The organism is Longirhabdus pacifica, from assembly GCF_004115085.1.
Classification (GTDB): Bacteria; Bacillota; Bacilli; order Paenibacillales; family DSM-105158; genus Longirhabdus; species Longirhabdus pacifica.
Window position 1 is genome coordinate 163625 of the sequence record NZ_QXJP01000007.1, and the last position, 25312, is coordinate 188936.

General features: G+C 36.8%; 27 protein-coding genes. 1 reads left to right on the forward strand and 26 read right to left on the reverse strand.

What is annotated here, in order from left to right; genetic code table 11:
• Positions 1 to 18 precede the first annotated feature (18 nt).
• The 5 genes from pyrR to lspA form a co-directional block, all read right to left on the reverse strand.
• Positions 19 to 543, reverse strand: a complete 525-nt coding sequence (gene pyrR, locus D1Z92_RS07760) for a bifunctional pyr operon transcriptional regulator/uracil phosphoribosyltransferase PyrR (RefSeq protein ID WP_128895089.1) — start codon at positions 541 to 543, stop codon at positions 19 to 21.
• Positions 544 to 839: 296 nt separating this feature from the next.
• Positions 840 to 1277 (reverse strand): DUF1877 family protein, encoded by a 438-nt coding sequence (locus D1Z92_RS07765; protein ID WP_128895090.1) that lies wholly within the window; start codon positions 1275 to 1277, stop codon positions 840 to 842.
• A 173-nt stretch (positions 1278 to 1450) separates the two neighbouring features.
• Positions 1451 to 2692 carry an LL-diaminopimelate aminotransferase gene (locus D1Z92_RS07770; RefSeq protein WP_128895091.1) on the reverse strand — a complete coding sequence of 414 codons (1242 nt, stop codon included), beginning with the start codon at positions 2690 to 2692 and terminating at the stop codon, positions 1451 to 1453.
• A 105-nt stretch (positions 2693 to 2797) separates the two neighbouring features.
• Positions 2798 to 3727: an RluA family pseudouridine synthase gene (locus D1Z92_RS07775; RefSeq protein WP_240666611.1), complete on the reverse strand. Its 930-nt coding sequence runs from the start codon at positions 3725 to 3727 to the stop codon at positions 2798 to 2800.
• The gene (gene lspA, locus D1Z92_RS07780; RefSeq protein WP_128895093.1) at positions 3714 to 4217 is read right to left on the reverse strand and encodes a signal peptidase II; all 504 of its coding nucleotides are present in this window, start codon (positions 4215 to 4217) and stop codon (positions 3714 to 3716) included. The genes D1Z92_RS07775 and lspA overlap by 14 nt, the downstream gene beginning before the upstream one ends.
• A gap of 123 nt (positions 4218 to 4340) precedes the next feature.
• On the opposite strand from lspA, the gene D1Z92_RS07785 reads away from it, so the two are divergent.
• Positions 4341 to 5036, forward strand: coding sequence for a TraR/DksA C4-type zinc finger protein (locus D1Z92_RS07785; protein ID WP_164931506.1), 696 nt, complete (start codon positions 4341 to 4343; stop codon positions 5034 to 5036).
• A gap of 15 nt (positions 5037 to 5051) precedes the next feature.
• Here the strand turns inward: D1Z92_RS07785 and D1Z92_RS07790 are convergent, their stop codons facing one another.
• From D1Z92_RS07790 to D1Z92_RS07890, 21 genes are all read right to left on the reverse strand, one after another.
• A complete protein-coding gene (locus D1Z92_RS07790) occupies positions 5052 to 5375 on the reverse strand; it encodes a DUF5665 domain-containing protein (RefSeq protein ID WP_240666612.1) in 324 nt (107 codons plus the stop codon).
• Between the two features lie 163 nt (positions 5376 to 5538).
• Complete coding sequence (locus D1Z92_RS07795; RefSeq protein ID WP_128895095.1) at positions 5539 to 6027, reverse strand: DivIVA domain-containing protein; 489 nt, start codon at positions 6025 to 6027, stop codon at positions 5539 to 5541.
• 100 nt (positions 6028 to 6127) lie between these two features.
• Positions 6128 to 6913, reverse strand: coding sequence for a YlmH family RNA-binding protein (locus tag D1Z92_RS07800; RefSeq protein WP_128895096.1), 786 nt, complete (start codon positions 6911 to 6913; stop codon positions 6128 to 6130).
• Between the two features lie 12 nt (positions 6914 to 6925).
• Positions 6926 to 7207, reverse strand: coding sequence for a YggT family protein (locus tag D1Z92_RS07805; protein ID WP_128895097.1), 282 nt, complete (start codon positions 7205 to 7207; stop codon positions 6926 to 6928).
• Between the two features lie 22 nt (positions 7208 to 7229).
• Positions 7230 to 7661, reverse strand: a complete 432-nt coding sequence (locus D1Z92_RS07810; protein WP_128895098.1) for a cell division protein SepF — start codon at positions 7659 to 7661, stop codon at positions 7230 to 7232.
• Between the two features lie 3 nt (positions 7662 to 7664).
• Positions 7665 to 8351, reverse strand: a complete 687-nt coding sequence (locus D1Z92_RS07815; RefSeq protein ID WP_128895099.1) for a YggS family pyridoxal phosphate-dependent enzyme — start codon at positions 8349 to 8351, stop codon at positions 7665 to 7667.
• Entirely contained in the window at positions 8348 to 9202 is an 855-nt protein-coding gene (pgeF, locus tag D1Z92_RS07820; protein ID WP_128895100.1) for a peptidoglycan editing factor PgeF, read from the reverse strand. The genes D1Z92_RS07815 and pgeF overlap by 4 nt, the downstream gene beginning before the upstream one ends.
• 105 nt (positions 9203 to 9307) lie before the next feature.
• Positions 9308 to 9616 carry a YlmC/YmxH family sporulation protein gene (locus D1Z92_RS07825; RefSeq protein ID WP_128895101.1) on the reverse strand — a complete coding sequence of 103 codons (309 nt, stop codon included), beginning with the start codon at positions 9614 to 9616 and terminating at the stop codon, positions 9308 to 9310.
• A 538-nt stretch (positions 9617 to 10154) separates the two neighbouring features.
• Complete coding sequence (gene sigG / locus D1Z92_RS07830; protein ID WP_128895102.1) at positions 10155 to 10937, reverse strand: RNA polymerase sporulation sigma factor SigG; 783 nt, start codon at positions 10935 to 10937, stop codon at positions 10155 to 10157.
• A 104-nt stretch (positions 10938 to 11041) separates the two neighbouring features.
• Positions 11042 to 11764 carry an RNA polymerase sporulation sigma factor SigE gene (sigE, locus tag D1Z92_RS07835; protein WP_128895103.1) on the reverse strand — a complete coding sequence of 241 codons (723 nt, stop codon included), beginning with the start codon at positions 11762 to 11764 and terminating at the stop codon, positions 11042 to 11044.
• A 43-nt stretch (positions 11765 to 11807) separates the two neighbouring features.
• Complete coding sequence (gene spoIIGA / locus D1Z92_RS07840; protein ID WP_128895104.1) at positions 11808 to 12740, reverse strand: sigma-E processing peptidase SpoIIGA; 933 nt, start codon at positions 12738 to 12740, stop codon at positions 11808 to 11810.
• 211 nt (positions 12741 to 12951) lie between these two features.
• Positions 12952 to 14058 carry a cell division protein FtsZ gene (gene ftsZ / locus D1Z92_RS07845; RefSeq protein ID WP_128895105.1) on the reverse strand — a complete coding sequence of 369 codons (1107 nt, stop codon included), beginning with the start codon at positions 14056 to 14058 and terminating at the stop codon, positions 12952 to 12954.
• Between the two features lie 86 nt (positions 14059 to 14144).
• Entirely contained in the window at positions 14145 to 15377 is a 1233-nt protein-coding gene (gene ftsA, locus D1Z92_RS07850) for a cell division protein FtsA (RefSeq protein WP_128895106.1), read from the reverse strand.
• Positions 15378 to 15597: 220 nt separating this feature from the next.
• Positions 15598 to 16458, reverse strand: coding sequence for a cell division protein FtsQ/DivIB (locus tag D1Z92_RS07855; RefSeq protein WP_164931507.1), 861 nt, complete (start codon positions 16456 to 16458; stop codon positions 15598 to 15600).
• A 69-nt stretch (positions 16459 to 16527) separates the two neighbouring features.
• A complete protein-coding gene (gene murA / locus D1Z92_RS07860) occupies positions 16528 to 17802 on the reverse strand; it encodes a UDP-N-acetylglucosamine 1-carboxyvinyltransferase (protein WP_128895108.1) in 1275 nt (424 codons plus the stop codon).
• A 16-nt stretch (positions 17803 to 17818) separates the two neighbouring features.
• Positions 17819 to 18724, reverse strand: a complete 906-nt coding sequence (gene murB, locus D1Z92_RS07865) for a UDP-N-acetylmuramate dehydrogenase (protein WP_128895109.1) — start codon at positions 18722 to 18724, stop codon at positions 17819 to 17821.
• Positions 18725 to 18903: 179 nt separating this feature from the next.
• Entirely contained in the window at positions 18904 to 20001 is a 1098-nt protein-coding gene (spoVE, locus tag D1Z92_RS07870; RefSeq protein ID WP_128895110.1) for a stage V sporulation protein E, read from the reverse strand.
• 60 nt (positions 20002 to 20061) lie between these two features.
• Entirely contained in the window at positions 20062 to 21444 is a 1383-nt protein-coding gene (gene murD / locus D1Z92_RS07875; RefSeq protein ID WP_128895111.1) for a UDP-N-acetylmuramoyl-L-alanine--D-glutamate ligase, read from the reverse strand.
• Between the two features lie 6 nt (positions 21445 to 21450).
• Entirely contained in the window at positions 21451 to 22416 is a 966-nt protein-coding gene (mraY, locus tag D1Z92_RS07880) for a phospho-N-acetylmuramoyl-pentapeptide-transferase (protein WP_128895112.1), read from the reverse strand.
• Positions 22417 to 22432: 16 nt separating this feature from the next.
• On the reverse strand, positions 22433 to 23827 hold the full coding sequence (locus D1Z92_RS07885) for a UDP-N-acetylmuramoyl-tripeptide--D-alanyl-D-alanine ligase (RefSeq protein WP_128895113.1): 1395 nt from the start codon (positions 23825 to 23827) through the stop codon (positions 22433 to 22435).
• The gene (locus D1Z92_RS07890) at positions 23824 to 25308 is read right to left on the reverse strand and encodes a UDP-N-acetylmuramoyl-L-alanyl-D-glutamate--2,6-diaminopimelate ligase (RefSeq protein ID WP_128895114.1); all 1485 of its coding nucleotides are present in this window, start codon (positions 25306 to 25308) and stop codon (positions 23824 to 23826) included. Before D1Z92_RS07890 ends, D1Z92_RS07885 begins: the two co-directional genes overlap by 4 nt.
• Between the last annotated feature and the right edge of the window lie 4 nt (positions 25309 to 25312).

Consider the following 25312-nt stretch of genomic DNA (forward strand, 5'->3'; position numbering starts at 1 on the left):
GATGACACCTCACACTCGTTAATTTATGATGACTTGATCCTCAGCATCTGTTTCATGTAACAACACTATAATTTCTTCTTTGCGTGCAGTTGGTACGTTTTTTCCAATATAATCAGGTCTAATTGGCAACTCTCGGTGACCACGATCTACTAAGACGGCTAATTGAATCATGTTTGGCCTGCCTTGATCCATAATTAAATCCATCGCTGCTCTGACCGTTCTTCCTGTATAAAGTACATCATCGAACAAAATGACTTTTTTATTTTCTATATAATTTGCATCCATACTTGCAGCATGGAGTTTATTTCCCTTCTTCAAGTCATCCCGGTAGGAGGTCACATCGATTTCTTGTACAGGTACGTTCACTTGCTCAATTTCATTTACTTTTTGAGCAACCCTGTTTGCTAAAAATATGCCTCGTGTGCGAATTCCAATAAATACGCAGTCTTCCACGCCTTTATTGTTTTCTATGATTTCATGGGCCACCCTGGTTAGTGCACGTCTGATAGCTAGTTCATCCATGATTTGTCTGTTTTCCGCCATGCTTCTACCTCCTTATTTTGGGTATAAAAAAACTCCTTAGCCACGGTGGCAAGGAGTATACTTATTAACCGTTCTTATTCTTCGCGCAGAAGAAAACAGAACAGTGTTGGTGGAAGATGGCATGAACAGCCACTTTATCTCCACTAAGCGATTACCTTGCCAGCCTCACGGGGCTGATTTAAAGGTCTTTATGAACTTAATGCGATTATCGCATTTTCGACATATAAAGTCAAGGTATGTAAGCAAAAAAATGTATGACTATACTTTTGCTTAGTGGAGGGGCTGTCGACCATGTATTAAAATAAAATAAAGCCTATCGCTTTGTTTTCTGACGAAGCTTTCTCATAGAACGGTTTTAATGCTTCAAAATGTTCCTTAATATACTCAAAAAATTCTTCTGGATCTTCATCTTCTTGTATCGGATAAACACCGTTTTCTAACAAGGTATCAAAATCGTAAAGTTCACGCAATTTTTTTTCATCTATACTGTTTATTTGAGCGCTTATCTCTTTTACTTTTTGTGGTTCAACGAAAAATATTGGGTAATCTGTATCCTGCTCATCTATGACATACTGTTCAGCTGATGGAATAAAATCAATATCCCCTGCCATTCTATACAGTGCATCCCAGCTTTTATCGATATCTAGAGCATCATCTATTGTATCCAAGTGATCCTCGACAAATGTTTGTTTATCCTCTGCATCTACGATATAAAAATATCCTGACATACCCATGAATATTCCCACTTTCTATTTTTTTTAATTTCTATACTCATCATTATATATGAAATTTAAAAGTAAATAAAGCGTATGTTTTATTTTATTAAAGTAAAAAGACTGTCCTTTTTCATTTACACATAAGGACAGCCTCTAGTTTCCATCATTTTAAATATGGTTCCATCATCATATTAAAATTCATACTGCTCGTCTGATAAACGACGTTTAATTTCTGCAATCACTTCTGTTTCCTGCTCTATTCCATCTGCTTCGAATGTAACGGAGAAGCGAATAAAACGTCCCGCATCGTCCCAAGGAACAGTGGAGATTAATTTCTCACGAATTAAATACTGGGAGAAGTCTTCTCCTGTCTCGAATTGTTGCCCGCCTTTAATTCCTTTAGGCGCTTCTACATACAGGAAGAAAGATCCTTTTGGTTTTTCAGCTCTGAAACCTACTTCATTTAATGCTTGTACGAGCATATCATGTCTTCGTGAATATTTATCCGCAATGCTTTGCGTAATTTCAGGATGCTGCAAACCATAGACCGCAGCTTTTTGAATCGCAATAAACTGTCCGGAGTCATTGTTGTCTTTCATGTCACTGTAAGCTTTAACGACTAATGGATTACCAGCAACAAAACCGATTCTCCAACCTGTCATATTGTATGATTTAGATAATGAATGTAATTCTACCCCTACTTCTTTTGCTCCAGGTATAGAAAGAAAACTTAACGGCTGCTCCCCATCGTACGTTAATGCTGCATAAGGAGCATCGTGAACGATAATAATATCATTTTCTTTTGCAAACTGAACAAGCTCCGCAAAAAACGCTTTTGTTGCACTTGCACCAGTAGGATTGTTTGGATAATTGACGTAAAATAGTTTAGCTCTTTTAGCAATATCTTTCGGAATCGATTTTAAGTCAGGTAAAAAGTTATTCTCAGCTAGCAAAGGCGTATTGTATACTTCTCCACCTAAATATTTTGTATGTGTTCCTAAAATTGGGTATCCAGGTACAGTCATAATCGTCACATCACCAGGATTAATAAAACAACTAGGCAACACAGCAAGTGCAGGTTTGATTCCAATGCAGTGGTTTACTTCTGACTCTGCATTTATATTCTCCACATGAAAAACATCACGTAAATATTGTGCAGCTGCTGCTTTAAACTCAGGTATACCGTTATCTGCATAGCCACGGTTTTCTGGTTTTGTCGCTTCTTCCGCAAGTGTCTTTATAATTCCAGCATCCGCCATTTCATCGGGTTCACCTACACCCATATCGATCAACGCTATTTCTGGATGTTCTTTTTTTGCTGCCAACTTTGCTCTTTTTATTTTTTCAAATTTATATATAGCTGTATCTTTCCCGTAATTTATACCACCGATACGCTCAGCAAACAATTGCTGTATGTAACTTTCGTTTGTCATATCAATTTCATCTCCTTATATTTACCCATTACGATTCATCATCATTTTAACGGTATGACCTAGATGGACGAAATGGAGTTACTGTATAAATATTTGTATTTTGCATCAACTTTTAACTCTAGCAATTAATTCCTTCATATCCTCTGGTAGTGGTGCTTCATAAGCAAGCCATTCGTTCGTTCTCGGATGTCTAAAACCAATTTTAGCGGCATGTAAAGCCTGCCCTGGGAATGAAATATCCTTTGTCCTGCCGTACATCGGATCACCAACAAGATGATGACCGATAAACTTCATATGCACACGTATTTGATGCGTTCTTCCTGTCTCTAATTTACATTCCACCATAGCAAATTTATCGTATTGCTCTAGCAAAGCAAAGTGGGTAATGGCATGCTTGCTATTTTTCTCTGTCACTGCAAACATTTTTCGATCTCGATCATCTCTTCCTAGCGGTGCATTAATGGTACCCTCATTGTGCGATAACACACCGTGCACGATAGCAATATACTTTCGATCCACGTCTCTATCTTTCCATTGTGCAGATAATGACTGATGCGCTTTATCATTTTTTGCAGCTACGATGAGTCCCGACGTATCTTTATCAATACGATGAACAATACCAGGTCTAATGACGCCGTTGATACCAGATAAGTCTTTACAATGGTGGAGCAGTGCATTGACTAAAGTGCCGGAATAATGTCCTAGTGCTGGATGAACGACCATACCTCGGGGTTTATTGACTATAATTAAGTCTTCATCTTCATAATACACATCCAAAGGAATATCTTCTGGTACAATTTCCATTTCTTGTACTTCTGGTATCGTACAATCCACGGCATCTTCTGCCGCTACTTTATAATTTGGTTTTACATTATCTCCGTTAACAACAATATTACCGTTCTTTATCCATTGCTGTATTTGAGTTCGTGATACGTCATCTTGTATTTTATTGGCTATCCAACGATCAATTCGTTCTCCTGCTTCTTCTTCTGTTACGTTAAATTGCATATGTGGTAATGCATCATTGTGATTCATGTTGTACTTTAGCACCTCTTCTTTCATTTTTCCATTCCAAGATCATATCCAAAATAATTAGGCCTACACCGATAACAATTCCCATATCTGCTACATTGAAAATGGCAAAGGAATAGTCAAAACTTCTAAAATAAAAATGGAAGAAATCAACGACTTCTCCAGTTAATAACCTGTCAATAAAATTACCGATTGCACCTCCCAAAACTAATGAAAGTGCAGTGAGAAGTAACTTTTTATTTTGTTTAGCCATCATGTTCATGTAGATGATAATAACACCTACAATAATTACAGTAGTAACAATAAAAAACCAACGCTGATCTTGCAAAATGCCGAATGCAGCTCCTTTATTACGATGCGAAGTTAGACGAAAAAACTCACCTATGATGGAAATGGATTCACGCAATTCCATGTAATTTTTCACTAAATACTTTGTTATCTGGTCTATAACAATGACTACAACTGCAATGAAATAAAAATTCCGAAGTCGCATACATTCTCCTCCATCATAACTTTTAATAATCTTTCTCTGTTTAACAAAAAAATACCTTACTCAAAAACGATAAAAACGCCAAAAATATATATACGATCGGCCAATCCTATGAGGAGGCAAATTATGAAAAATTTATCAGATTCAGAAATAACGTTACTCAAACAACGGTTGTTGCAAGAAAAAAAATCGCTTGAAGAACAGTTACAAAACAATGACCACTTCGGACTGCGTTCATCAGAAAAAGAAGCCACGGGAGAATTATCTGTCGTAGATAATCACCCTGCCGATATGGGCAGTGAAACGTTCGAAAAAGGTAAAGATATCGCATTAAATGAACATGTGGAGCACCGAATAGAAGAAATAGACAAAGCGCTAAATCGAATGAAAGAAGGCACTTATGGCTATTGTTCCATTTGTACACAGCCCATTCCATTAGAAAGACTGCATGCTAATCCAGCAGCAGAACATTGTATACAGCACACTGAGAAGTATGAGTCACATCGAAGACCCATTGAGGAAGAAATTTTATCCCCACCATTCAGCAACTATGATTTTCGTCCAGACAATGACTCAAACAATGGAGACAATGCATGGGAAATTGTAGAAAGTACGGGTACAGCCACTTCAAGTGCTTATGATGCAACAGAATGGTACCAAATAGACAATGAACCAGATGATGCCATTGGTTTTGTTGAACCGATAGAAAGCTTTGTAGCCACGGACTTATACGGAAATCATGTATCGGTAGTACGAAATAAACAGTACTATGAATGGATGGAGAATTTAGACAAAGAAAACGAACGTACAATGAAGTTGTAATCCGTCATCACTGCATCAATATCCATCCATCTCTAATTGTAATTGAACAATTTTGATGAGATCGGCAATAAAGTCTCCCAATATCGGTAAATTCAATGCACCAATGTATTGCAAGGCATATAGTAAAAATGTTAAAAAAACAGTAAAACCTATAGCGTAGCCGACACCTTTAGCAACACCTGCAACCAAATTTTTAATCACTAATTTCTTTGGATGTTTAAGCAAATAGATGTACTCAGAAATTTGAGATGCTTCCATCTTGATAGCAAAGTCATCTAATTTTTCATTTAGCTGCTCAAGTTTTTTGTTCACATTATCTTGTTTCGTAGAATGGCTCATTTCTGATATCTCCTCTGGTCAAGTAAAGATAATGTTATTATGACCAAAAGTTGCTGGTATGACCCATATCATCAACGTGGTTACTACTGCTTGTTATATGTTCATTATGCTCATCCAAATGGAACGCTTCTCATCGCATATGGACGAGAAGCGTATCAATACTTTATTCGGGTGTCGTTACGACTTTTTCACCATCTTCTAGTGTATCCCAAGATTGATTATCGAGCATTTCCAGTTGCGCTTCTAGAAGTGTCCGGAAACGCGTTCTATAAATAGTTGCTTGCTTTTTCAATTCCTCTATTTCCAATGCAATTTTTCGTGATTTGCTTAAAGACTCATTAATAATTCTATCTGCATTTTTCTCTGCTTCTTTAATAATAAGTTGTGCTTCTTTTTTTGCATTATTTTTCACATCATCTGCTGTTTCCTGTGCAACGATGATGGTTTTTCCTAATGTGTCTTCTATATTATTAAAGTGATTCAATTGCTCTTCTAATTCTTCAATTTTATTTTTAAATGCCTTGTTTTCTCTAATGGACAATTCATAATCTTTAATGACTTGGTCCAAAAAATCATTTACGGCATCGATATCGTAACCTCTAAAGCTACGAGGAAAATCCTTATTTTCAATGTCTAACGGGGTTAATGCCATAAAAACACCTCCTAAGTATGAGATAAACAATTCAATGTATATCTCTTTACTATTCGACAAAAATATGTGTTTACCTTCATCTCATTATTTTTTCATAGCCTTAGTCATAAAAACCTATCATAAGACGAAACTTCCCTTTTTTCGTGGGTCCTTCAAGTGATTGTATTTTAAATCTTCCAAATCCTTTGCAAGAAATAACATCACCACTTTCTAAAGAAAGAGAAGGTTGGGTTGTCCATTTCCAATTGACTTTACATTTATTTTGCTTAATTAGTTGCATTGCTTTAGCACGACTTTGATTGATGGCACTACTTACGACGTTATCTAGTCGTAGTGAAGACACCGTAAATGCCTTGGAAGAAAAACGAACTTGCATCGGTTGTAACTGGTCTATAGGCAGGACCTCTGTCGCTACTTTAACTGATCCTACCTTTAACAATTGCGAAGAAATATAATGTGCGATATCCTTGTCCACAACAACTTGACATGCGTGTGGTAACAATTGAATATCACCTAGTTTATTACGTTTTAGCCCTAAGCCTAAAAAAGACCCTAAAAAGTCTCCGTGATGAAGTTGATCATATTTTGAATCTTCACTATGAATTTGCACTACTTGTATGAGTTCAGAAAACGAAGATTCATCCATGTGAACGTAATGAGGGGCAATGATCGCTTTTTTTCTCTCCGCATCATCATGGCCACCCCAATCCATCATATGAATATCTTGGTATTTGCTGACTATAGATTGCAAAATTTGCTGTTCACGTGGATCAAGAAAATCTGTATGTTTTACTTTGTGATTTTCCTCAGCTTGTTGCGCCCATTCCATGCAACGATCAACAAAATGGTGTTCGTCTTGATGATAATGTACGTATATGTTATTCATATTTTACTGCACCTAACCTGCAAATGAGTTAAATAAAAATTCAACGATACCCATTAAGCCTAAAGCAATCAATCTTAGCGAGAACAACGCAATAATTGGGGATAAGTCTAACATACCGCCTAATGGTGGAATAAATCTTCTAAATACACTTAAATATGGCTCAACAAACTTTGCCAACAATTCCCCTATAAAACTTTGTCTTGCATTAGGTACCCATGACATAAATACATAAATAAAAATCATCCAAAAATAAATATTCACTAATGTACTAATATAATATTGAACTTCGCTCAATTCTTCACCCCATCTTGTCCATTTATTCTTGATTGTCTCCTAATAACTCTGAAATAGCTCCTTCAATTGGAACATTATCAGGTGTACACATGAAAATATCGTTGCCAATTTTTGAAATTGTGCCATTTAAAGCATAAACGGTTCCACTCAAAAAATCAACAATACGAATAGCTTGTTCACGTCTCACCCTTTGTAAATTTACAACTACTGGGTTCCGATTGCGCAAATGATCGGCGATATGCTGCGTTTCATCATAAGATCTCGGCTCACACAATTGCACTTTTACGTTATTTTTAGCATGAATACTAACCACATTGTTTTTAACGTTTTTATTGAATTGTGGAGGAAGTTCACTAGCATGCTCATCTTCCATATCCACGATTTTTTCTTGTTTTACTACTTCCTCTTCTTCTTGCAAACCTAGAAAATTCATCACCTTATTCATAACTCCCATTACCTACTCCTCCTTACCTACCAATCTAGTACCTATTCTTACCCATGTAGCACCTTCTTCAATAGCAACTTGGAAATCATTAGACATCCCCATGGATAAGTGGTGTATTGGTTGATTAAAAATAGCTTTTTGATTCAATTCATCACGAAGTTGTCTTAATCCTCGAAATACGTCCCTACTATTCTCTGTATTTTCATCTAATGGTGCCATCGTCATCAGGCCACATATATTCAAGTGACGATATGCAAGTAATGACTGACAAAATTCAGCACATTGCTCAGGCGCTATGCCTTGCTTTGCAGCTTCTCCAGATACATTTACTTGAACAAAACAATTGACTGTGATGTCTAACTGAGCTGCTCTTTTTTCAATAGCATCAGCAAGAGAGATGCGATCTAATGAGTGAATATAATCAAATTTACCTACTACATCTTTTGCTTTATTAGATTGAAGATGACCAATAAAATGCCAAGTTCCTCTATCTGCTAACTGTTCCCATTTGGATTTCGCGTCCTGCCAGCGACTTTCTCCAATATGTAACATATGATGATCTAATACAGATTTTGTTGTTTCAAGTGATGCATACTTTGTTACTGCAATCATGTTGACGTCATCTATTTGACGATTACTGCGTTTACAAGCTTCTATCATCATTTGTTCTACTTCACTTTTTTTGTCTGCTATACTCAACCTGTAAACATCCTCTCTCCTTGCAAACCAATCCAACTCATCATTCTACCTGTTACATTGTTTTGTCGATAAGAGAAAAATAAATCAGATCGACATAATGTACACCAAGATGACGTTTCGATGTTATTCGGTAAAATACCTACTTTCATCATAATCTGTCGGTTCATTTCTTTCAAGTTTATATGATATTTTCCTGATAATTGTTCTTTTATGATTTCATTTTGGATTAATTTTTCATCAGTACACGTTAGCTTTATTTGCTCACAGACTTCTTTTCCTACTTCATAACAACATCCACCAATGGAAGGTCCAATTGCAGCGACACATTCACTAGCATCTGTTCCAAAATGTTCATTCATGGTGTTAACTGTGTTTTGTGCTATGTTTAGACATGTTCCTTTCCATCCAGCATGAGCAAGTCCGACAACTTTATGTACAGGATCAATAATAAATAAAGGAACACAGTCCGCATAAAATGAAGCCAACAACACATTAGGTACATTGGTGACAATAGCATCTACCCCAGCTATTACATCATGTAAGCTATCTTTTCCACTTCCTCTATTGTGCTCATTTACAACAGCGACTTGATTGCCATGTACTTGCTCTGCACAGGTGAAATACGAGAAAGGAAAACGAAGTTGTTCTGCAACCTTGACCCTATTCATCACTACATCTTCCTGCATATCACCAACGTGTAGTCCACAATTCAAACTTTCATAATTTCCTGTACTACTACCTCCGTGACGTGTTGTAAAACCTACAGTTAACCATGAAAATTGTGACATCCATTTTTGTAAAAACAATAACTGTAGTCCATTATCATGATGTGAAATTGGGAAAGGCTCCATATAAACACCTCAAAAAAGATTTATAGCTCAAATTATATCATAATTTATCTGTTATCGTTTTGTTTTGCAATGATCTCCCTATTGATGAATTATTTTATCGTATCATTAAGCATCTTTATATGGGGAACCCTGATAATATTCACTTTTTATTTCACTTTCTTCGTTGGAACGATACATGCGTGAATCCTCTAGTTTAACCAGTACAACATCCATCCCAATTTTAATAATATTGGTCCAAGGAATAATAACTTCTGTTCCATTTCCGAACATGCCAAAAAATTTACCCTGTGTTGGAACAACGATAGCATCAATTTTACCTCTACGCAAATCCAATTCTAAATCATTAATCTGTCCTAATTTTTTTCCATCCACGATATTAATGACATCTTTTGTTTGAAAATCAGAAATTTTCATGAGAACTCACCACGTCTGTTTTTTTTCATATACGATATCGTTTATCATATACACTTACTTTAATATATGTAGGAATGGGATAAAATGTCCCTTAAAATATCAACAGATGCGGAGACATATAAGATGAAGAAATAATGGAACCGAAGTTTACGCCTCAGGTGCCAGGCGTAAAGAGTGTGATATTGAAATTTCTCCATCTTATGAATAGCGGTAATAAGTTGGTTTAACAATCCAACTTATTATAAGATGAAGAAATAATCTAATACAAGTTTACGCCTCAGGTGCCAGGCGTAAAAAGTGTGATGTAGAGATTTCTTCATCTTATGCATAGTGGTAATAAGTTGGTTTAACAATCCAACTTAATATAAGATGAAGAAATGTGAAACACAGTTTACGCCTCAGGTGCCAGGCGTAAAGAGTGTGATGTAGAGATTTCTTCATCTTATGCATAGTGGTAATAAGTTGGTTTAACAATCCAACTTATATATTAAAAAAAGGTTCGAAGTAGTGACACATTCGAACCTTCAACCATTATATTTTATACTTTCACGTGTTTTTGCATTTGATGGATAGCTGCTTTTTCCAGCCTAGATACTTGGGCCTGAGATATTCCAATTTCGTCCGCTACTTCCATCTGCGTCTTTCCTTCGAAAAATCGTTTGGATAAGATCATTTTCTCTCTGCCATTCAGTTTATTCATCGCTTCACGAATGGCTATTTCTTCAATCCATGTCAAGTCTTGCTCTTTATCATCGCTGATTTGATCCATGACGAATATAGGATCTCCGCCATCATGGTAAATCGGTTCAAATAAGGATACAGGATCTTGAATAGCATCCAAAGCAAATACAATGTCTTCCTTCGGAATGTTAAGCTCTTCCGCTATTTCATAAATAGTAGGTTCCCTTGATTTATTATTGGTAATGGAATCCCTAACTTGAAGTGCTTTATAGGCAATGTCTCTTAAAGAGCGAGATACACGTATGGGATTATTATCCCTTAGATACCTGCGAATTTCACCTATAATCATAGGAACAGCATACGTTGAAAATCTAACATTTTGACTTAGATCAAAGTTGTCGATGGCTTTCATTAAACCGATACAACCAACTTGAAATAAGTCATCCACAAATTCACCTCGATTGTTAAATCGTTGTATGACGCTAAGTACTAATCTTAAGTTTCCATTGATTAACTTTTCTCTTGCCGACTTTTCATTATGTTGTTGTAATTGTACAAACAATTCCCTCATCTCAGCATTTTTAAGCACAGGCAGCTTTGAGGTATCAACTCCACAGATCTCCACTTTATTTCGAGCCAATGTGATAACCTCCTAAGGAGAAACAGTTAATGGTAAGTATCCCCTAGGCAGATTTTTTTATTCTATGTAGGTGGAATTAATTGTTTATGACAACTCATCACTTTTTAAACCATTTTATTAAATTCTTTTCTAAGTCGTTTTATAATTCTTTTCTCTAATCTAGAAATGTACGATTGAGAAATTCCTAACATATCTGCAACATCTTTTTGTGTTTTTTCTTCTCCACCCCTTAGGCCAAATCTCAATTCCATAATTAATTTTTCCCTATCAGATAATTTTGTTAGTGCTTTGACTAATAATTTACGATCTACTTCTTCTTCAATATTTCGATAAATAATATCACTTTCAGTCCCTAACACATCAGAGAGCAACAGTTCATTACCGTCCCAATCAATATTCAATGGCTCATCAAATGACACTTCGGTTCTAATTTTGTTGTTTCTCCTCAAATACATTAATATTTCATTTTCAATACACCTAGAAGCATATGTCGCTAATTTTATTTTTTTCTCAGGATCAAACGTGTTAACCGCTTTTATTAACCCAATCGTTCCGATAGATACTAGATCCTCGATATTAATACCTGAGTTTTCAAATTTTCGTGCAATGTATACTACTAATCGAAGGTTTCGCTCTATAAGCATCGCTCGAATAGCCGAATCTCCAGAAGATAGTTTGCCAAGTAGATGTTCCTCTTCTTCACGTGTAAGTGGAGGTGGTAATGCCTCGCTTCCCCCAATATAATAAATCTCTTCACTTTTGATTCCCAGTTTAATTAAAATGCGATAATAATGAATGCGAAATGTCATTTTCAATTTCCAAAGCATACAGTACCCCCTGATTATGATAACTTCTCTTCATTTTTTTCACTTATACTATTTCTTGATCCATCATATCGGGATGTATAATGGCCTGATAGGAACGATCATTGCTTAGCTGCTCACCTTTTAAACCAATAAGTACATTTGAGATTTCGATATCTTTCCTGATATCATCCTCTATATGAATCACCACCTTCTCCGGTTTAATGACGATCATGAATTGTGTGCCATGATGAATTCCCCTATAAGGTACAAGTCGTAATATTTGTTGAAGATCTGGCTCTAAATGTTCCATTTGCATCCATTCATCACCGGGATTACTTTTCATCCCTTCTAGAAATGAGGTAGGAAAAATAGATTGAAAAAGAAATGCTTCCGCTATCATGACTGGTGTTTTTGTTATAGGGTCAAATAATCTATTCCCAGTATCCAGTAATCCTCTGCATGTTATTTTATCGTTGTAAACATGCAGACTCATCGTATAAGAAAGATCGCTAACATGTTGTATCTTTTTAGAAGCCGTACTATGAGAAGTAAATAGTTTTAAGACAACAAATAAAACGATGCAGACAAATATAAATCCAAGCTGGAAATGAACGGTGAAGCCACCAGAGGATGTGTATAACAAGCCGTTGATGACATCATGTTGACTGTAAAGAAAAAAATAAACGCCAAATATTCCGCCTGCTGCAACAAAATTAACGATATAAAATGCGATGAACAATCGTATGAATATAATGAACTGCTGAAAACCAAATGCGATCCAACACATGAAAATGGAAAAAATCATCTTAATAAAGAAAGTGAATAAAAATGAAAGCTGTGGCACAAACATCATTACAACATAGGCGGCACCAAATGCAGCTGCTGCAAACAGTCTCCATGGCTTCACCTTTTTCTTTTGTATCCATGCTGTAGTTTGTAAAGTGAGCGTATTGATGAGGAGATTTAGTATAAAAATAATATCAACATAAACAATCATAATGACAACACACCCATTGTTTTGCGTTGAAGTTAGTATATATAAGTTATATTCAAAAGTCTGTCTAAACTTGCTTACTGTTTCCTATTTTTTTGTCGATACTAAAAAAGCCTTTTTGACAATAAAATTATCGTCAAAAAGGCTTTTACATTATGTGTGAAAAATGCTTACGTCTCAGTTGCCAGACGTAAGGGTATGTTGTTGTTTCAACTTATTCAATATTATTTTTTTTGTTTCTTAAGAATGTTGGGATATCGAGTTGATCACTTTGTTGTGATGCTCCAAAAGGTCTTAAGTTAGCTGCTTGACTATCATTTTGCATGCTAGCACCTCTGCGTAAAGGTGGGTTACTTTCTGCACTAGCTTTCTGCTCGAACCCAGTTGCTATAACGGTTACCTTAATCGCATCTTTCATTTCATCATCAATGATTGCACCGAATATCATATTTACATTTGGATCGGATGCTGAAGTCACCATTTCAACTGCTTCATTAACTTCAAATAAACTCAAGTTTGATCCACCAGTAATATTCATGATAACACCGCGAGCACCTTCAATAGATGTTTCAAGCAATGGACTATTAATTGCTTTCTTGGCTGCCTCAGCCGCTCTGTTTTCTCCAGTTCCTTCACCGATTCCCATTAATGCAGAACCACGTTCTGACATAATTGTTTTTACATCTGCAAAGTCAAGGTTGATAAGCCCTGGTACAGCGATAAGATCAGAAATACCTTGTACAGCTTGACGCAATACGTTATCTGCTTCTCTAAACGCTTCCACCATCGGAGTTTTCTTATCCACAATTTCTAATAGTCGATCATTTGGAATAATAATGAGTGTATCTACTTTTTCCTTTAACGCCGCAATACCTTCTTCAGCTTGAGAGCTTCTTTTTCTTCCCTCAAATGTGAAAGGTCTTGTCACCACACCTACAGTAAGTGCTCCGCTTTCTTTCGCAATTTCAGCAATGACACTTGCCGCTCCAGTTCCTGTACCGCCACCCATACCAGCAGTAACGAATACCATATCAGAACCAGCTAAAGATTCCATAATTTGTTCTCTTGATTCTTCAGCAGCTTTTTTACCTATGTCAGGGTTCGCTCCTGCACCTAAACCACGTGTTAATTTTTCACCTATTTGTAGCTTAATCCCTGATTTTGCATAGTCTAAAGCTTGAATGTCAGTATTAACAGTAATAAATTCAACACCTTGTACTCCGAAATCAATCATTCGATTGACAGCGTTACTTCCTCCACCACCAACACCAATAACTTTAATTTGGGCTAGTTGATTTTGTTCAACTTCAAACTCAAGCATACCTTTGTCCTCCTATCTGTCTACTTCCAATTGATCCAAGAGTATTAAAAAAACACCATATGATCTCATGTCTTATGTTCTCTAGTCTAAATAAATTCTTTGAAAAAATCTTTCACTCTTTGTATCACGTTCTTTTTCGCTGGTTTTGAAGCTTGATTTGTTACCGTACTGCTTTGATTATTGCTATTCCATTTGTAATAGTTAGTGGAATGCAGTATAATTCCTACTCCATTTGTATAAGATGCATCACGCACACCAATAAAGTCAGGCTCTGCTATTCGGACTGGCATATTTAATGTTTCTTCTGCTACATTAATCATACCTGGCATCAGTACTGCCCCGCCTGTCAAGACGTATCCTCCAGCAGGTTCCTTCCCTTTTAAACGACGTACTTCGTTATGAATGAGTTGAAAAATCTCCTGCACTCTTGGCTCAATAATATGTGCAAGTTCTAATTGATTAAATTCTTTTTCTTCATGGTTGCCAATACGATTGGCACTAAATGTGGTATTCTCATCTGCTTGATCGATTAATGCACAACCATATTTTAACTTTATTTTTTCAGCGATTTCTTTTTCCGTTCTTAGCCCAATAGAAATATCATTGGTGATAAAATCTCCACCAATAGGCAAAGTAGTAGTAAAAGTCAAATTGTCTTGTTCAAAAATAGCAATAGTAGTTGCACCGGCACCTATATCCACAAGTACAGTTCCTAGTATCTTTTCATCTTTCGATAAAGCAAGCTGACTTGATGCCAAAGAAGTTAGGACAAGACCAGAAATATGCAGGTCAGACTTCTCCACACAACGAATGAGGTTATGTACGGGAGTTTTAGAACCAGTAATAATGGTAGCTTCGACTTCTAATCTAACACCAATCATGCCTCTCGGATCATGAATATCGTCAAGTCCATCTACCAAATATTGTTTAGGTACGATTCCAATGATTTCTCTTTCAGGTGGTAATGCGATGACTTTTGCGGCTTGCAATACGCGTTCCACATCTTCATCACCTATTTCTCGATCTTCATTAGAAACAGCCACTACTCCATGACTAGCCTGAAGTGCAATATGATTTCCTGATATACCAACATAAACATCAGAAATTTGGATTCCAACCATTCGTTCAGCATGATCAATAGCCTTACGAATGGATTGCACAGTTTGATCTATGTCAACGATTGCTCCTTTACGAATTCCAATAGAATCTGATGATCCTACTCCTATAATATTAACGGCACCATTATTCAACTCACCGATAATAGCCCTGACTTTGGATGTACCAATGTCTAAACTTACAATGATGTCACCGTTGCTCAACCTTTGGCACCTCCTGATTAATAGTAACAACCTTAGTCATTTGTAAATATTCAACACAATTTATTATTTTTCCTCTTTTTTCTACAAAAAATTAAATGTAAACTTTAAGAAAATGATGTTTCAATATAAAAAAGGATATTTTATCCCGTAACTATTATTCTATCATCACTGAAATATATTTAATAGTCCAATTTTTATAAAATATTTATATTTTTTGAAATTAACCTGCTTCCTCATTTTCCGAAGTAAAAGGGCGATGTGTTTGCGCTTCTAACAAAATAATCTGACCTGTTAAAATATTTTTTTCATTTATAAGATAAGAAACCTTATCAAATAATGTATCGATTCCATCTTGTAGAAACTGTGTCGTCGTGATCACTTCAAAATTAGAGCGTGTATACAGTTTTATTTTATCTGGATATATACTACTACCATGCAGCGGAACAATCTCTGAAATATCATTCAAATGATATTCAGGGATCTCATTCAAAACGTTACACAGTTCGCTCTTTCTTTTGTTAAGCTCCCATTGTTGTACTACTGGTAAATGCAGTATAGGTGTAAATTTACTATATGTATCTAGTGTTTGCTCAGTAAAATCTTCACTTAAATTTTCCACATTCCAACCAGACAGTATAGGAACGTTTAGCATTCTATCTAATTCACTGGGGTCAAATGCTTGTCCATTGGATAATATCATTTGCAGCTCGCCGAGTGCATTATACTGGTAAGCGACTGGCTTGCTTTCTTCTAACGTGATCATGATTTTACCAGGAAATTTTTTCTTTATGGACACCCCTTCAACCGTTCGTAGTTGCTTCAATTCATAAATAACTTGTGCTTCATCTAAAAAGAAATATGAGTCTCCTTCATAAAAAGGTATTTTTTCTTCAATATCCACTGAAGGTGTTATTTGAACCCCATCAATTTGAATGTTAGTTATTTTTGCGAGAGAGGACTGAAAGAATAACACAATTAATAATATGAAAAAAAATACAAACAATAATAAAATCAATTTACGATTTGTTTTGCTCTGTTTTGTTTGTTCTTTTATGACAGGTATTTTCCTATTATTATGCACCAGGGTCCACCATCCTCATAAAACAATTTCCCATGACTCCCACCAGTGAGTCATGGAAAACATTGCAATTTATTGATTGACCACAGCCGATGTTGACAACCTCTTTACTACAGCACCTAATTGATTAAAATAATGTTCAATGCCGTCATATCCACGATCAATATGATGAATATCATGAATGATTGTAGTTCCTTTTGCCGCAAGTGCAGCGATAATCAATGCTGCTCCAGCACGTAGATCCGTAGCATACACGGTGCTGCCTTTTAAATGTTTTACTCCGTTAATATAGGCAATTTTATCAGCAACTTTAATATCAGCACCCATTTCTACTAGTTGTTCTACATGTTTAAATCTACCGTCAAAAACCGTTTCCTTCAACATACTTGTTCCATCTGAAAGTGCTAACAACACCATGATTTGGGCTTGCAAATCAGTAGGAAAAGCAGGATATGGCATCGTCACAATTTGCTCTAATGGCTTTAAACGAAGTGATGAACTAACTCTAATTATATCACCGTCGACCTCAATTTGAGAACCGCATCTTCTTAATACATGTATCAATGCACTAAGGTGAGATGGATTAACATTTTTGAGTGTTATGTTGCCTTGTGTTACTGCAGCAGCAATCATTAACGTCCCTGTTACGATACGATCTGGAATAACAGTATAGTCTTGTTTGTTCAACTGCTTTATCCCATGAATCTTAATCGTATCCGTGCCAGCTCCAGTAATATCTGCTCCCATAATATTTAAATAATTTTGCAAGTCTTCAATTTCTGGTTCTCTGGCAGCATTATAAATGGTTGTTGTTCCTTCTGCTAAAACTGCGGCCATCATAATATTTTCAGTAGCGCCTACACTTGGATAATCCAACTTAATCGGGGCACCTACTAACTTATCGACAGTACATACTATCGTGTTATCACATTCACTCACGGTTGCACCTAATGCTTCTAATCCTCTTAGATGCAAATCAATTTTTCTTTGTCCTATCGCACATCCACCAGGCTGGTAGAATTGAACTTTTCCCATCCTTGCGAGCAAAGGGCCCATAAGAAAAATAGACGACCTCATTTGTTGCATTAACGTCTTTGAAATATGATGAGAGTGAATGCCTTCACTATCTAATACGATAGTTTCATCCAAATGTTCCACTCTACACCCTAATTCTCGTAAAATATTTACCATCACTTTTATATCAAGTAAATGAGGTACATTGTGTATATAATGTTTGCCACGTACGAGTAAACTAGCTGCTAAAATCGGTAAAGCTGCATTTTTTGCTCCATGTATCGTAGTCGTTCCAGTGAGTTTGCGTCCTCCTTCGATGATTAATTTCTCCAATGTCTCACCTCCGATGTCAACTTTCTCCAATAAACAATACTTCACGCACAAGCTCAATCCCGAATTTTTCTCTGACGACGTTTTGAATATGTTGTATTAAAGAAAGTACATCTTCAGCTTTTGCATCTCCATGGTTAACGATGAAATTTGCATGTTTTTGAGAAATTTCTGCATCTCCACTACGAAGTCCTTTAAGTCCAGCTTCCTCTATTAATTTCGCTGCGTAGTTATTTTCTGGATTACGAAATACACTTCCTCCGCTTGGAAGCTGTAGTGGCTGTGTTTGTAAACGTCGTTCTTTATTTCCATTCATTTGTTTCATAATTTCATCGCGATTTCCTTTTTTCAGTGCAAAAGTAGCATCCGTTACAATGCTGTTTTTTCCCTGTAAAATTGAATATCGGTAATTGAATTTAAAATCATTAGCATTCATTTGAACAATATCGCCAGTTTCCGATACGATATTAGCTTGTAAAAGAACACGTGATACATCTGAACCAAGTGCTCCAGCATTCATACATACTGCTCCACCAACTGATCCTGGTATTCCTCCTGCAAATTCCAATCCTGTATACCCTTGTTTCGCAGCCATAACAGAAAGTTTAATAAAAGAATAAGCAGCACCTACATGAACCGTATTTTCTCCAAATGTAATATGTTCAAATTCGCTACCTAATTTTATTACTGCACCACGAACACCTTTGTCGGATACCAAAACATTTGAGCCTCTTCCAATTTGAATCCAAGGGATGCTATTTTTATGCAATATTGTTATAGCTTTCTGTAATTGTTTCATATTGTGAGGAACGAGGAACAAATCCACTTTCCCACCTATTTTCCACGTCGTGTGTTCCGATAAATACACGTCCTGAGAAACATCTCCAACTTCATCCCATTGTATTTGGTTTATCATCGTTTGCATCGAAACAGCTCCTCCTTGTAAATTGTCCAACAAAAGTGAACCTTCCTCAGTCAAAGCTGAAAACAAGTCATCCCATACTTAAAACTGTTGGTGAATTGCGCGTTCATGTTGTATATTATGTAATGACATAAAAGTGTGTTACAAACGCCTAAACAGGTTCAAACATATATTGAAGTGAACTATTTACTATATCTCGTCACATTAATTAAAATTCCAACAGCTGTTAACAATACAGTCAACGACGACCCACCCGCACTGATAAAGGGTAGCGTTATGCCTGTAACTGGCATTAAACCGATGACAACACTAATATTGATAACAACCTGCACGGCGATAATAGATATGATACCCGTCGCCAAAAAGCTTCCAAATGCATCAGGAGCTGTGATAGCGGCTCTTAATCCTCGCCAAATAAGCAATAAAAATAATAATAACACGAATGATCCTCCAAGAAAACCTAGTTCCTCGGCCAGGATCGAAAAAATAAAATCAGTTTGAGGTTCAGGTACATAGCTATGCTTTTGCCTACTCATCCCTATGCCTAAACCAAGTAGCTGACCAGGTCCAATCGCATAGAGGGATTGAATAGATTGGTAGCCTGCACCCAGTGGATCGGCCCATGGATCAAGAAAAGCAGTGATACGCTTTAATCGATATGGAGCTGCAATGATTAAAGCAGTCAACCCTACCAATCCCACAGCTGCAAAACCAAACAAGTGCTTTAATCTCATTCCAGCTGTAAAAATAACGATTAAAGCGGCTCCTACTAGCACCGCTCCTGTGCCAAGATCAGGCTGTAGCATAATGAGAGCAAATGCAACCCCAACAATAAGTAAAGGGGGCATTAATCCTTTGAAAAAATAAGTGATGCTTTCCTGTTTTTCTGATAACATTTTTGCTAAAAAGATAACGATTCCTAGTTTCATAAATTCTGAAGGCTGAACCCCAAAAGAGCCTATTCCTAACCAACTTCTAGCGCCTCCACGAACATCTCCAATACCAGGAATTAAAACAATCACTAAAAGTGCAAAGCAACCAATTAAGATGATATTGGCATACTTCTTCCATGTCCAATAATCTATTTTCATCATGACATACATTGCAATTAATCCTAGCACAGCAAAAATAAGTTGCTTTTTCAAGTAAAAGAAACGATCTCCGTAATCATAAAAAGCATTCGCCGCACTAGCACTATAAACCATTACAATTCCAATTAACAATAATAACAGCGTACATAGTATTAGCAGTATATCTGGAGCGCTCCGACTTTTAACCATTTTAAACACCTCGATCCGCATTCTTGTCAGGAGGAGTCAAAATGGGACTGGCATCCCCCTTTAATTTAAGGTATGCACGACCTGTTTAAAAATGCGTCCTCGCTCTTCAAAAGACGTATACATATCCCAACTTGCACATGCAGGGGATAACAATACCGTATCTCCTTGTTCTGACATGGTGACTGCGGCTGTTATAGCTTCATTCATTGCCTCTTCATCATTAACATTGTTAACAACTTTAATATGCGGTATCCCTGCTTTTATGGCAATCTGTTCTAAATGTGTACGACTTTCACCTAATAACACAACGCCTTTAACTTTCGAGGTCAACAAGGGTAAAAGTTCGGAGTAATCTCCCCCACGATGCATTCCACCTGCTATCAAAATAATGTTTCCATCAAATGAAGAGATGGCCATGGAAGCCGCAAGCGGGTTGGTTGCTTTCGAATCATTATAAAAAGTGATATCTTGTACTTGCTTTACATATTCCAAGCGATGTTCTATGCCTTTAAAATGCTGCAATACTGTACTTATAGCTTGAAGATCTACTCCAGCAGCGATGGCAATAGCGGATGCCGCAAGGGCATTCTCTACGTTATGAGCACCAATCATCTTCAGTTTAGAAAGCGGTAGTATTTCTTCCACACTTCCTGTTTTATGACATGCATAAACAATACGGCTTTGTTCAATATATACGCCGTATTTTAAATGTTGTTTCGCCGAAAACCACAAAATTTGGGCTTTTGTATTATTTACTACTTTTTTGCAAAAATCATCATCTTTATTTAATACTGCAATATCATCTTCTGTTTGTTGAGAAAACAATTTAGCTTTAGCATGTTGATAATCTTCCATCGTTTTATGATAATCCAAATGGGCTTCAAAAAGATTTAAGCAACAGGCAATTTTAGGATGAAATGATGTAATGCCTTTTAACTGAAAGCTGCTTAGTTCTGCCACAATCCACTGATCTTTCTTTACTTGTTGAACAATTTGTGAAAGCGGCTTCCCAATGTTTCCTGCGACCACAGGTTTTTTATTGCTTGCTTCCATCATTTGCCCCACTAATGTCGTGGTTGTCGTTTTACCATTGGAACCTGTAATACCTATGATAGGCGCTTTCGTCAACTGATAAGCTACTTCTACTTCTGTAACCACTTCAATGCCAAGTTGCATCGCTTTTTGGATAGGCTGAATATGATAAGGTACGCCTGGATTTTTTACGACAAGCGCAACGTCCGGGCTGATTAAGTCTTCTGGATGATGCCCTGTTATGATTTCTATATCCTTAGGCAGCTCTAACTCTCTCTCGCTCTGTTTATTTTTATCATTCACAATCACATGTGCATGAAATTGATGAAACAGAAGAGCCACGGCCTGTCCACTTTTGGCAAGACCAATGACCACAATTTTTTTTCCTTTATAATGACTGGGATGTTTCATTGTTTATTACAACCCTTCGTGTATAAATAATCCTAATGCCGCGAATATAAGTCCTACTAACCAAAAAACAACGACAATTTTCCACTCCGACCATCCCGTTAACTCAAAATGATGGTGAATAGGGCTCATCTTAAACACTCTTTTCCCTCTTGTTTTAAAAGATGCCACTTGAATGATGACAGATAACACTTCAACAATGAAAACAATACCAATAAGGAAAAGTAATATTTCTGTTTTTGTTAAGATGGCAACAGCAGCTAATCCACCACCGATGCCTAAAGACCCTGTATCGCCCATAAATACTTTTGCAGGATGTGCATTATATACAAGAAACCCTAGTACCGCTCCAATCATCGCAGCGGAGAAAAAGGCAACTTCTTCATTCATCAGCATCACGGCAATGATAGAATAAGCACCAAACGCAATCGCACTTGTCCCAGAAAGCAATCCGTCCAGACCGTCCGTAAAATTAACGGCATTTGAAATACCTAGCATAAGTAAAATAACAAACACATAATAAAACCACTGTAAATCAAAGGCAATGTTGATGATGGGTATAGAAATTTCGGTGCTGTGTCCAATGGTATACAGCAAATAACAAACGATAATGGAAATCAGTAATTGACCGAACAACTTTTGTTTTGCTGTTAAACCTAAAGAGCGCTTAAATACAATTTTTATATAATCATCCAAAAATCCGACGAAACCATAGCCTACAGCAGCAATAATAAGAATATAAAATTGCACGTTTTGTTCCGGTGCAAAACGGTAATAAGCAACGGTCAATGCCAAAATAATAATGATGCCACCCATCGTTGGTGTACCTTGCTTTTTCAAATGCGCTTGTGGTCCATCATCTCTAATTTGCTGTCCAAATTTCATGCGACGAAGGACGGGGATGAATATAGGTCCTAAAATAGCGGATAGCACAAATGATAATAGTATCGTGAATAAAATTGAAGTCAGTTCCATCCCTTACCCCCCCAGTCTACTTTACTTTTAAATGATATACTACTTCTTCCAAAAACATACCTCTTGAACCTTTAAATAGAATAAGATCATCTTGATTGACAAGCTCTATAAGATGATGACTTAAGGCTATTTTATCTTGATAAACAAAAATTCTTTCTTTAGCTATTACTTTCTCTGCACCTTCTGCAATATGTTTACCTAGCTCTCCATACACAAACAAATAATCCAATCGCTGACCATCTATGGACTCCCCAATTTCGCGGTGTAAGGAAACTTCCTTTTCACCAAGCTCGAGCATATCTGCTAAAACCGCAATTCTACGACAGTAGGAACTGGAGTCCTCTAATAATTTTAATGCAGCTTTTAATGATGTCGGACTAGCATTATAACAATCATTTAAGATCGTACACCCTTTTATCCCTTTTTCTTTTTCTAATCTCATGCCCGTAATTTTTACTCTTGCTAGTGCTTCTTTTATCATTTCCTGATCGATATCAAGTAGCTTTCCAACCGTCATCGCATGCAGGGCATTCCATACATTATGCTTCCCAAGCAAGGGAACGTATATTTGCTCATCAGGCAGCTGGTTGTGTTTAAAGGTAATACCGTCATGCTCATATTCCATATGTGTTGGATAAACATCACTGTCCTCATCCATTCCAACTTGAATAGTATGCCTACGATGTAAATCATCTAAGTTTAATTCATTCAACACTTTACTCACACCAGAATCCAACTGAGGATATATAAGCGTCCCATTGTCTCTCAATCCTACCAAAATCTCAAATTTGGCTCTGGCTATCTCTTCTCGGCTGCCTAATTGCATTAAATGAGCGTCGCCTATATTTGTGATAACAGCAATATCTGGTTGAGCAAGAGTGGAAAGAAGTTCAATCTCCCCTCGATGATTCATTCCCATTTCCACGACAGCAACTTCCGTCTCTTCATCCATCTGAAGTAAAGTTAACGGAAGACCAATATGATTGTTTAGATTCCCTTTTGTCTTACATACATTATATTTCATGGATAAAATTGCAGCAATCATATCCTTTGTTGTCGTTTTACCATTACTTCCTGTCACCCCAACGACTACAACATTGCGTTGTTCGCGATAACGTCTAGCAAGCAGTTGCAACGCTTGTAGTGTATCTTTCACCACGATAACAGGGTTATGTTCAGGAGGCGTTCCTCTATCTTCCTGCCATAAAGAAATGAGGGCACCTTCCGCATGAGCAATGTCAACATATCGATGACCGTCAAACTTTTCGCCGATTAACGGGACAAAAAGTTCATTTTGATTTACTTTCCTAGAATCTGTCGTCACTCCAAACACCACGTTAGAAAGTAAATGTGCATCACCACAGAACGTGCCTTCCACCATTTGAATGATTTGTTCTACTTTTAATTTCATTTGTTTAATAAGCTCCTTAACGCCTCTCTTGCCACCAATTTATCGTCAAAATCATTGCGAACGCCCTTGATTTCCTGATAAGTCTCATGACCTTTTCCTGCGATTAATATTACATCGTTTTTGCCTGCCTTTTCAATGGCTTTTTCTATAGCCGCCCTTCTGTCGACAATGAGCTCATAATTTTGGGATGGAAATTGCACCTCGTTGAGCCCTTCTTCAATGTCTTGTAAAATGAGGTCAGGATCTTCACTCCTCGGGTTATCTGATGTAACGAAAATAACATCGCTATATTTCGCAGCTACTTTCCCCATAATCGCACGCTTTGTTCTATCCCGATCACCACCACAGCCAAAAACACAATATGTTTTTCCTTTGACGAATTGAGATACGGTTTTCAATGCATTTTCTAAACTATCTGGAGTATGTGAGTAGTCCACAATGACGGAAAAATCTTGATCTTCATCGATCATTTCAAATCTGCCGTTCACTCCATCTATTTTTTCCAATACTTCTTTAATATCTCCAAGTTTGATCCCTTCCAGTAAACAAGCGGTAATGACTGCTAATACATTGTATACACTAAATTTGCCTAACATTTTTATGTTAAGATCCATATCGCCAGCAAATGATTGCATGTGGAAGGTAGTTTCTTTCCCTGTTACATGAATATTCGTTGCGCGTACGTCTGCATGTTGATCAATACCATACGTGACGATTTGCGCTGACGTTACTTTTGCCATATGAGCAGATGCAGGATCATCAGCATTGAGGACTGCAAATTGTTTTGCATCATCTTGCTCAAATGTATTACCTAATCTTGAAAACAACAATGATTTGGCATCGCGATACTCTTCCATACTTCGATGAAAATCTAAATGGTCTTGTGTCAAATTTGTGAAAATAGCGGTACGAAACTTAATTCCATTGACCCTACCAAAGGTAAGTGCGTGACTCGAAACTTCCATTATACAATATTGTGTATCTAAATGCCGCATCTCTCTAAAGTTTTTCTGTATGGCTAGAGACTCTTGTGTTGTATTTTTTACTTCATGGTATGCATTGCCTATTTTCATGTTTATTGTTCCCATTAAGCCTGTTTCAAAGCCTTTTTCTCTCAGCACATGTTCCATTAAAGTCGTAATCGTTGTTTTTCCATTCGTTCCTGTTACGCCTATGACTTTCATTTCATGAGATGGAAACCCATAATACAGATTAGCTATGATGGCCATTGCAATTGTTGTATCCCGAACAATAAGCTGTGGTATGTTAATATCCAATTCGTGATCTACAACAATAGCAGCAGCTCCCTTATTAATTGCTGTAGCTGCAAAGTGATGTCCATCTACTTGATTTCCTCTAATACAAATAAACAAGTCACCTTTTTGTATTTTTCTAGAATCGTGTTGTATCCCAGTAAACTGCACGCTGGGACCTCTTAGTTTAGACGTAACAATATATTCATGTAATTGATTAAGTTCCATTCTT

What these genes read in the sequence shown, in the direction of transcription:
- pyrR (WP_128895089.1), bottom strand. Translation starts at nt 543, where the DNA reads ATGGCGGAAAACAGACAAATCATGGATGAACTAGCTATCAGACGTGCA.
- D1Z92_RS07765 (WP_128895090.1), bottom strand. Translation starts at nt 1,277, where the DNA reads ATGGGTATGTCAGGATATTTTTATATCGTAGATGCAGAGGATAAACAA.
- D1Z92_RS07770 (WP_128895091.1), bottom strand. Translation starts at nt 2,692, where the DNA reads ATGACAAACGAAAGTTACATACAGCAATTGTTTGCTGAGCGTATCGGT.
- D1Z92_RS07775 (WP_240666611.1), bottom strand. Translation starts at nt 3,727, where the DNA reads ATGAATCACAATGATGCATTACCACATATGCAATTTAACGTAACAGAA.
- lspA (WP_128895093.1), bottom strand. Translation starts at nt 4,217, where the DNA reads ATGCGACTTCGGAATTTTTATTTCATTGCAGTTGTAGTCATTGTTATA.
- D1Z92_RS07785 (WP_164931506.1), top strand. Translation starts at nt 4,341, where the DNA reads ATGAAAAATTTATCAGATTCAGAAATAACGTTACTCAAACAACGGTTG.
- D1Z92_RS07790 (WP_240666612.1), bottom strand. Translation starts at nt 5,375, where the DNA reads ATGAGCCATTCTACGAAACAAGATAATGTGAACAAAAAACTTGAGCAG.
- D1Z92_RS07795 (WP_128895095.1), bottom strand. Translation starts at nt 6,027, where the DNA reads ATGGCATTAACCCCGTTAGACATTGAAAATAAGGATTTTCCTCGTAGC.
- D1Z92_RS07800 (WP_128895096.1), bottom strand. Translation starts at nt 6,913, where the DNA reads ATGAATAACATATACGTACATTATCATCAAGACGAACACCATTTTGTT.
- D1Z92_RS07810 (WP_128895098.1), bottom strand. Translation starts at nt 7,661, where the DNA reads ATGGGAGTTATGAATAAGGTGATGAATTTTCTAGGTTTGCAAGAAGAA.
- pgeF (WP_128895100.1), bottom strand. Translation starts at nt 9,202, where the DNA reads ATGGAGCCTTTCCCAATTTCACATCATGATAATGGACTACAGTTATTG.
- D1Z92_RS07825 (WP_128895101.1), bottom strand. Translation starts at nt 9,616, where the DNA reads ATGAAAATTTCTGATTTTCAAACAAAAGATGTCATTAATATCGTGGAT.
- sigE (WP_128895103.1), bottom strand. Translation starts at nt 11,764, where the DNA reads ATGCTTTGGAAATTGAAAATGACATTTCGCATTCATTATTATCGCATT.
- spoIIGA (WP_128895104.1), bottom strand. Translation starts at nt 12,740, where the DNA reads ATGATTGTTTATGTTGATATTATTTTTATACTAAATCTCCTCATCAAT.
- ftsZ (WP_128895105.1), bottom strand. Translation starts at nt 14,058, where the DNA reads ATGCTTGAGTTTGAAGTTGAACAAAATCAACTAGCCCAAATTAAAGTT.
- murB (WP_128895109.1), bottom strand. Translation starts at nt 18,724, where the DNA reads ATGCAAACGATGATAAACCAAATACAATGGGATGAAGTTGGAGATGTT.
- spoVE (WP_128895110.1), bottom strand. Translation starts at nt 20,001, where the DNA reads ATGGTTAAAAGTCGGAGCGCTCCAGATATACTGCTAATACTATGTACG.
- murD (WP_128895111.1), bottom strand. Translation starts at nt 21,444, where the DNA reads ATGAAACATCCCAGTCATTATAAAGGAAAAAAAATTGTGGTCATTGGT.
- mraY (WP_128895112.1), bottom strand. Translation starts at nt 22,416, where the DNA reads ATGGAACTGACTTCAATTTTATTCACGATACTATTATCATTTGTGCTA.
- D1Z92_RS07885 (WP_128895113.1), bottom strand. Translation starts at nt 23,827, where the DNA reads ATGAAATTAAAAGTAGAACAAATCATTCAAATGGTGGAAGGCACGTTC.
- D1Z92_RS07890 (WP_128895114.1), bottom strand. Translation starts at nt 25,308, where the DNA reads ATGGAACTTAATCAATTACATGAATATATTGTTACGTCTAAACTAAGA.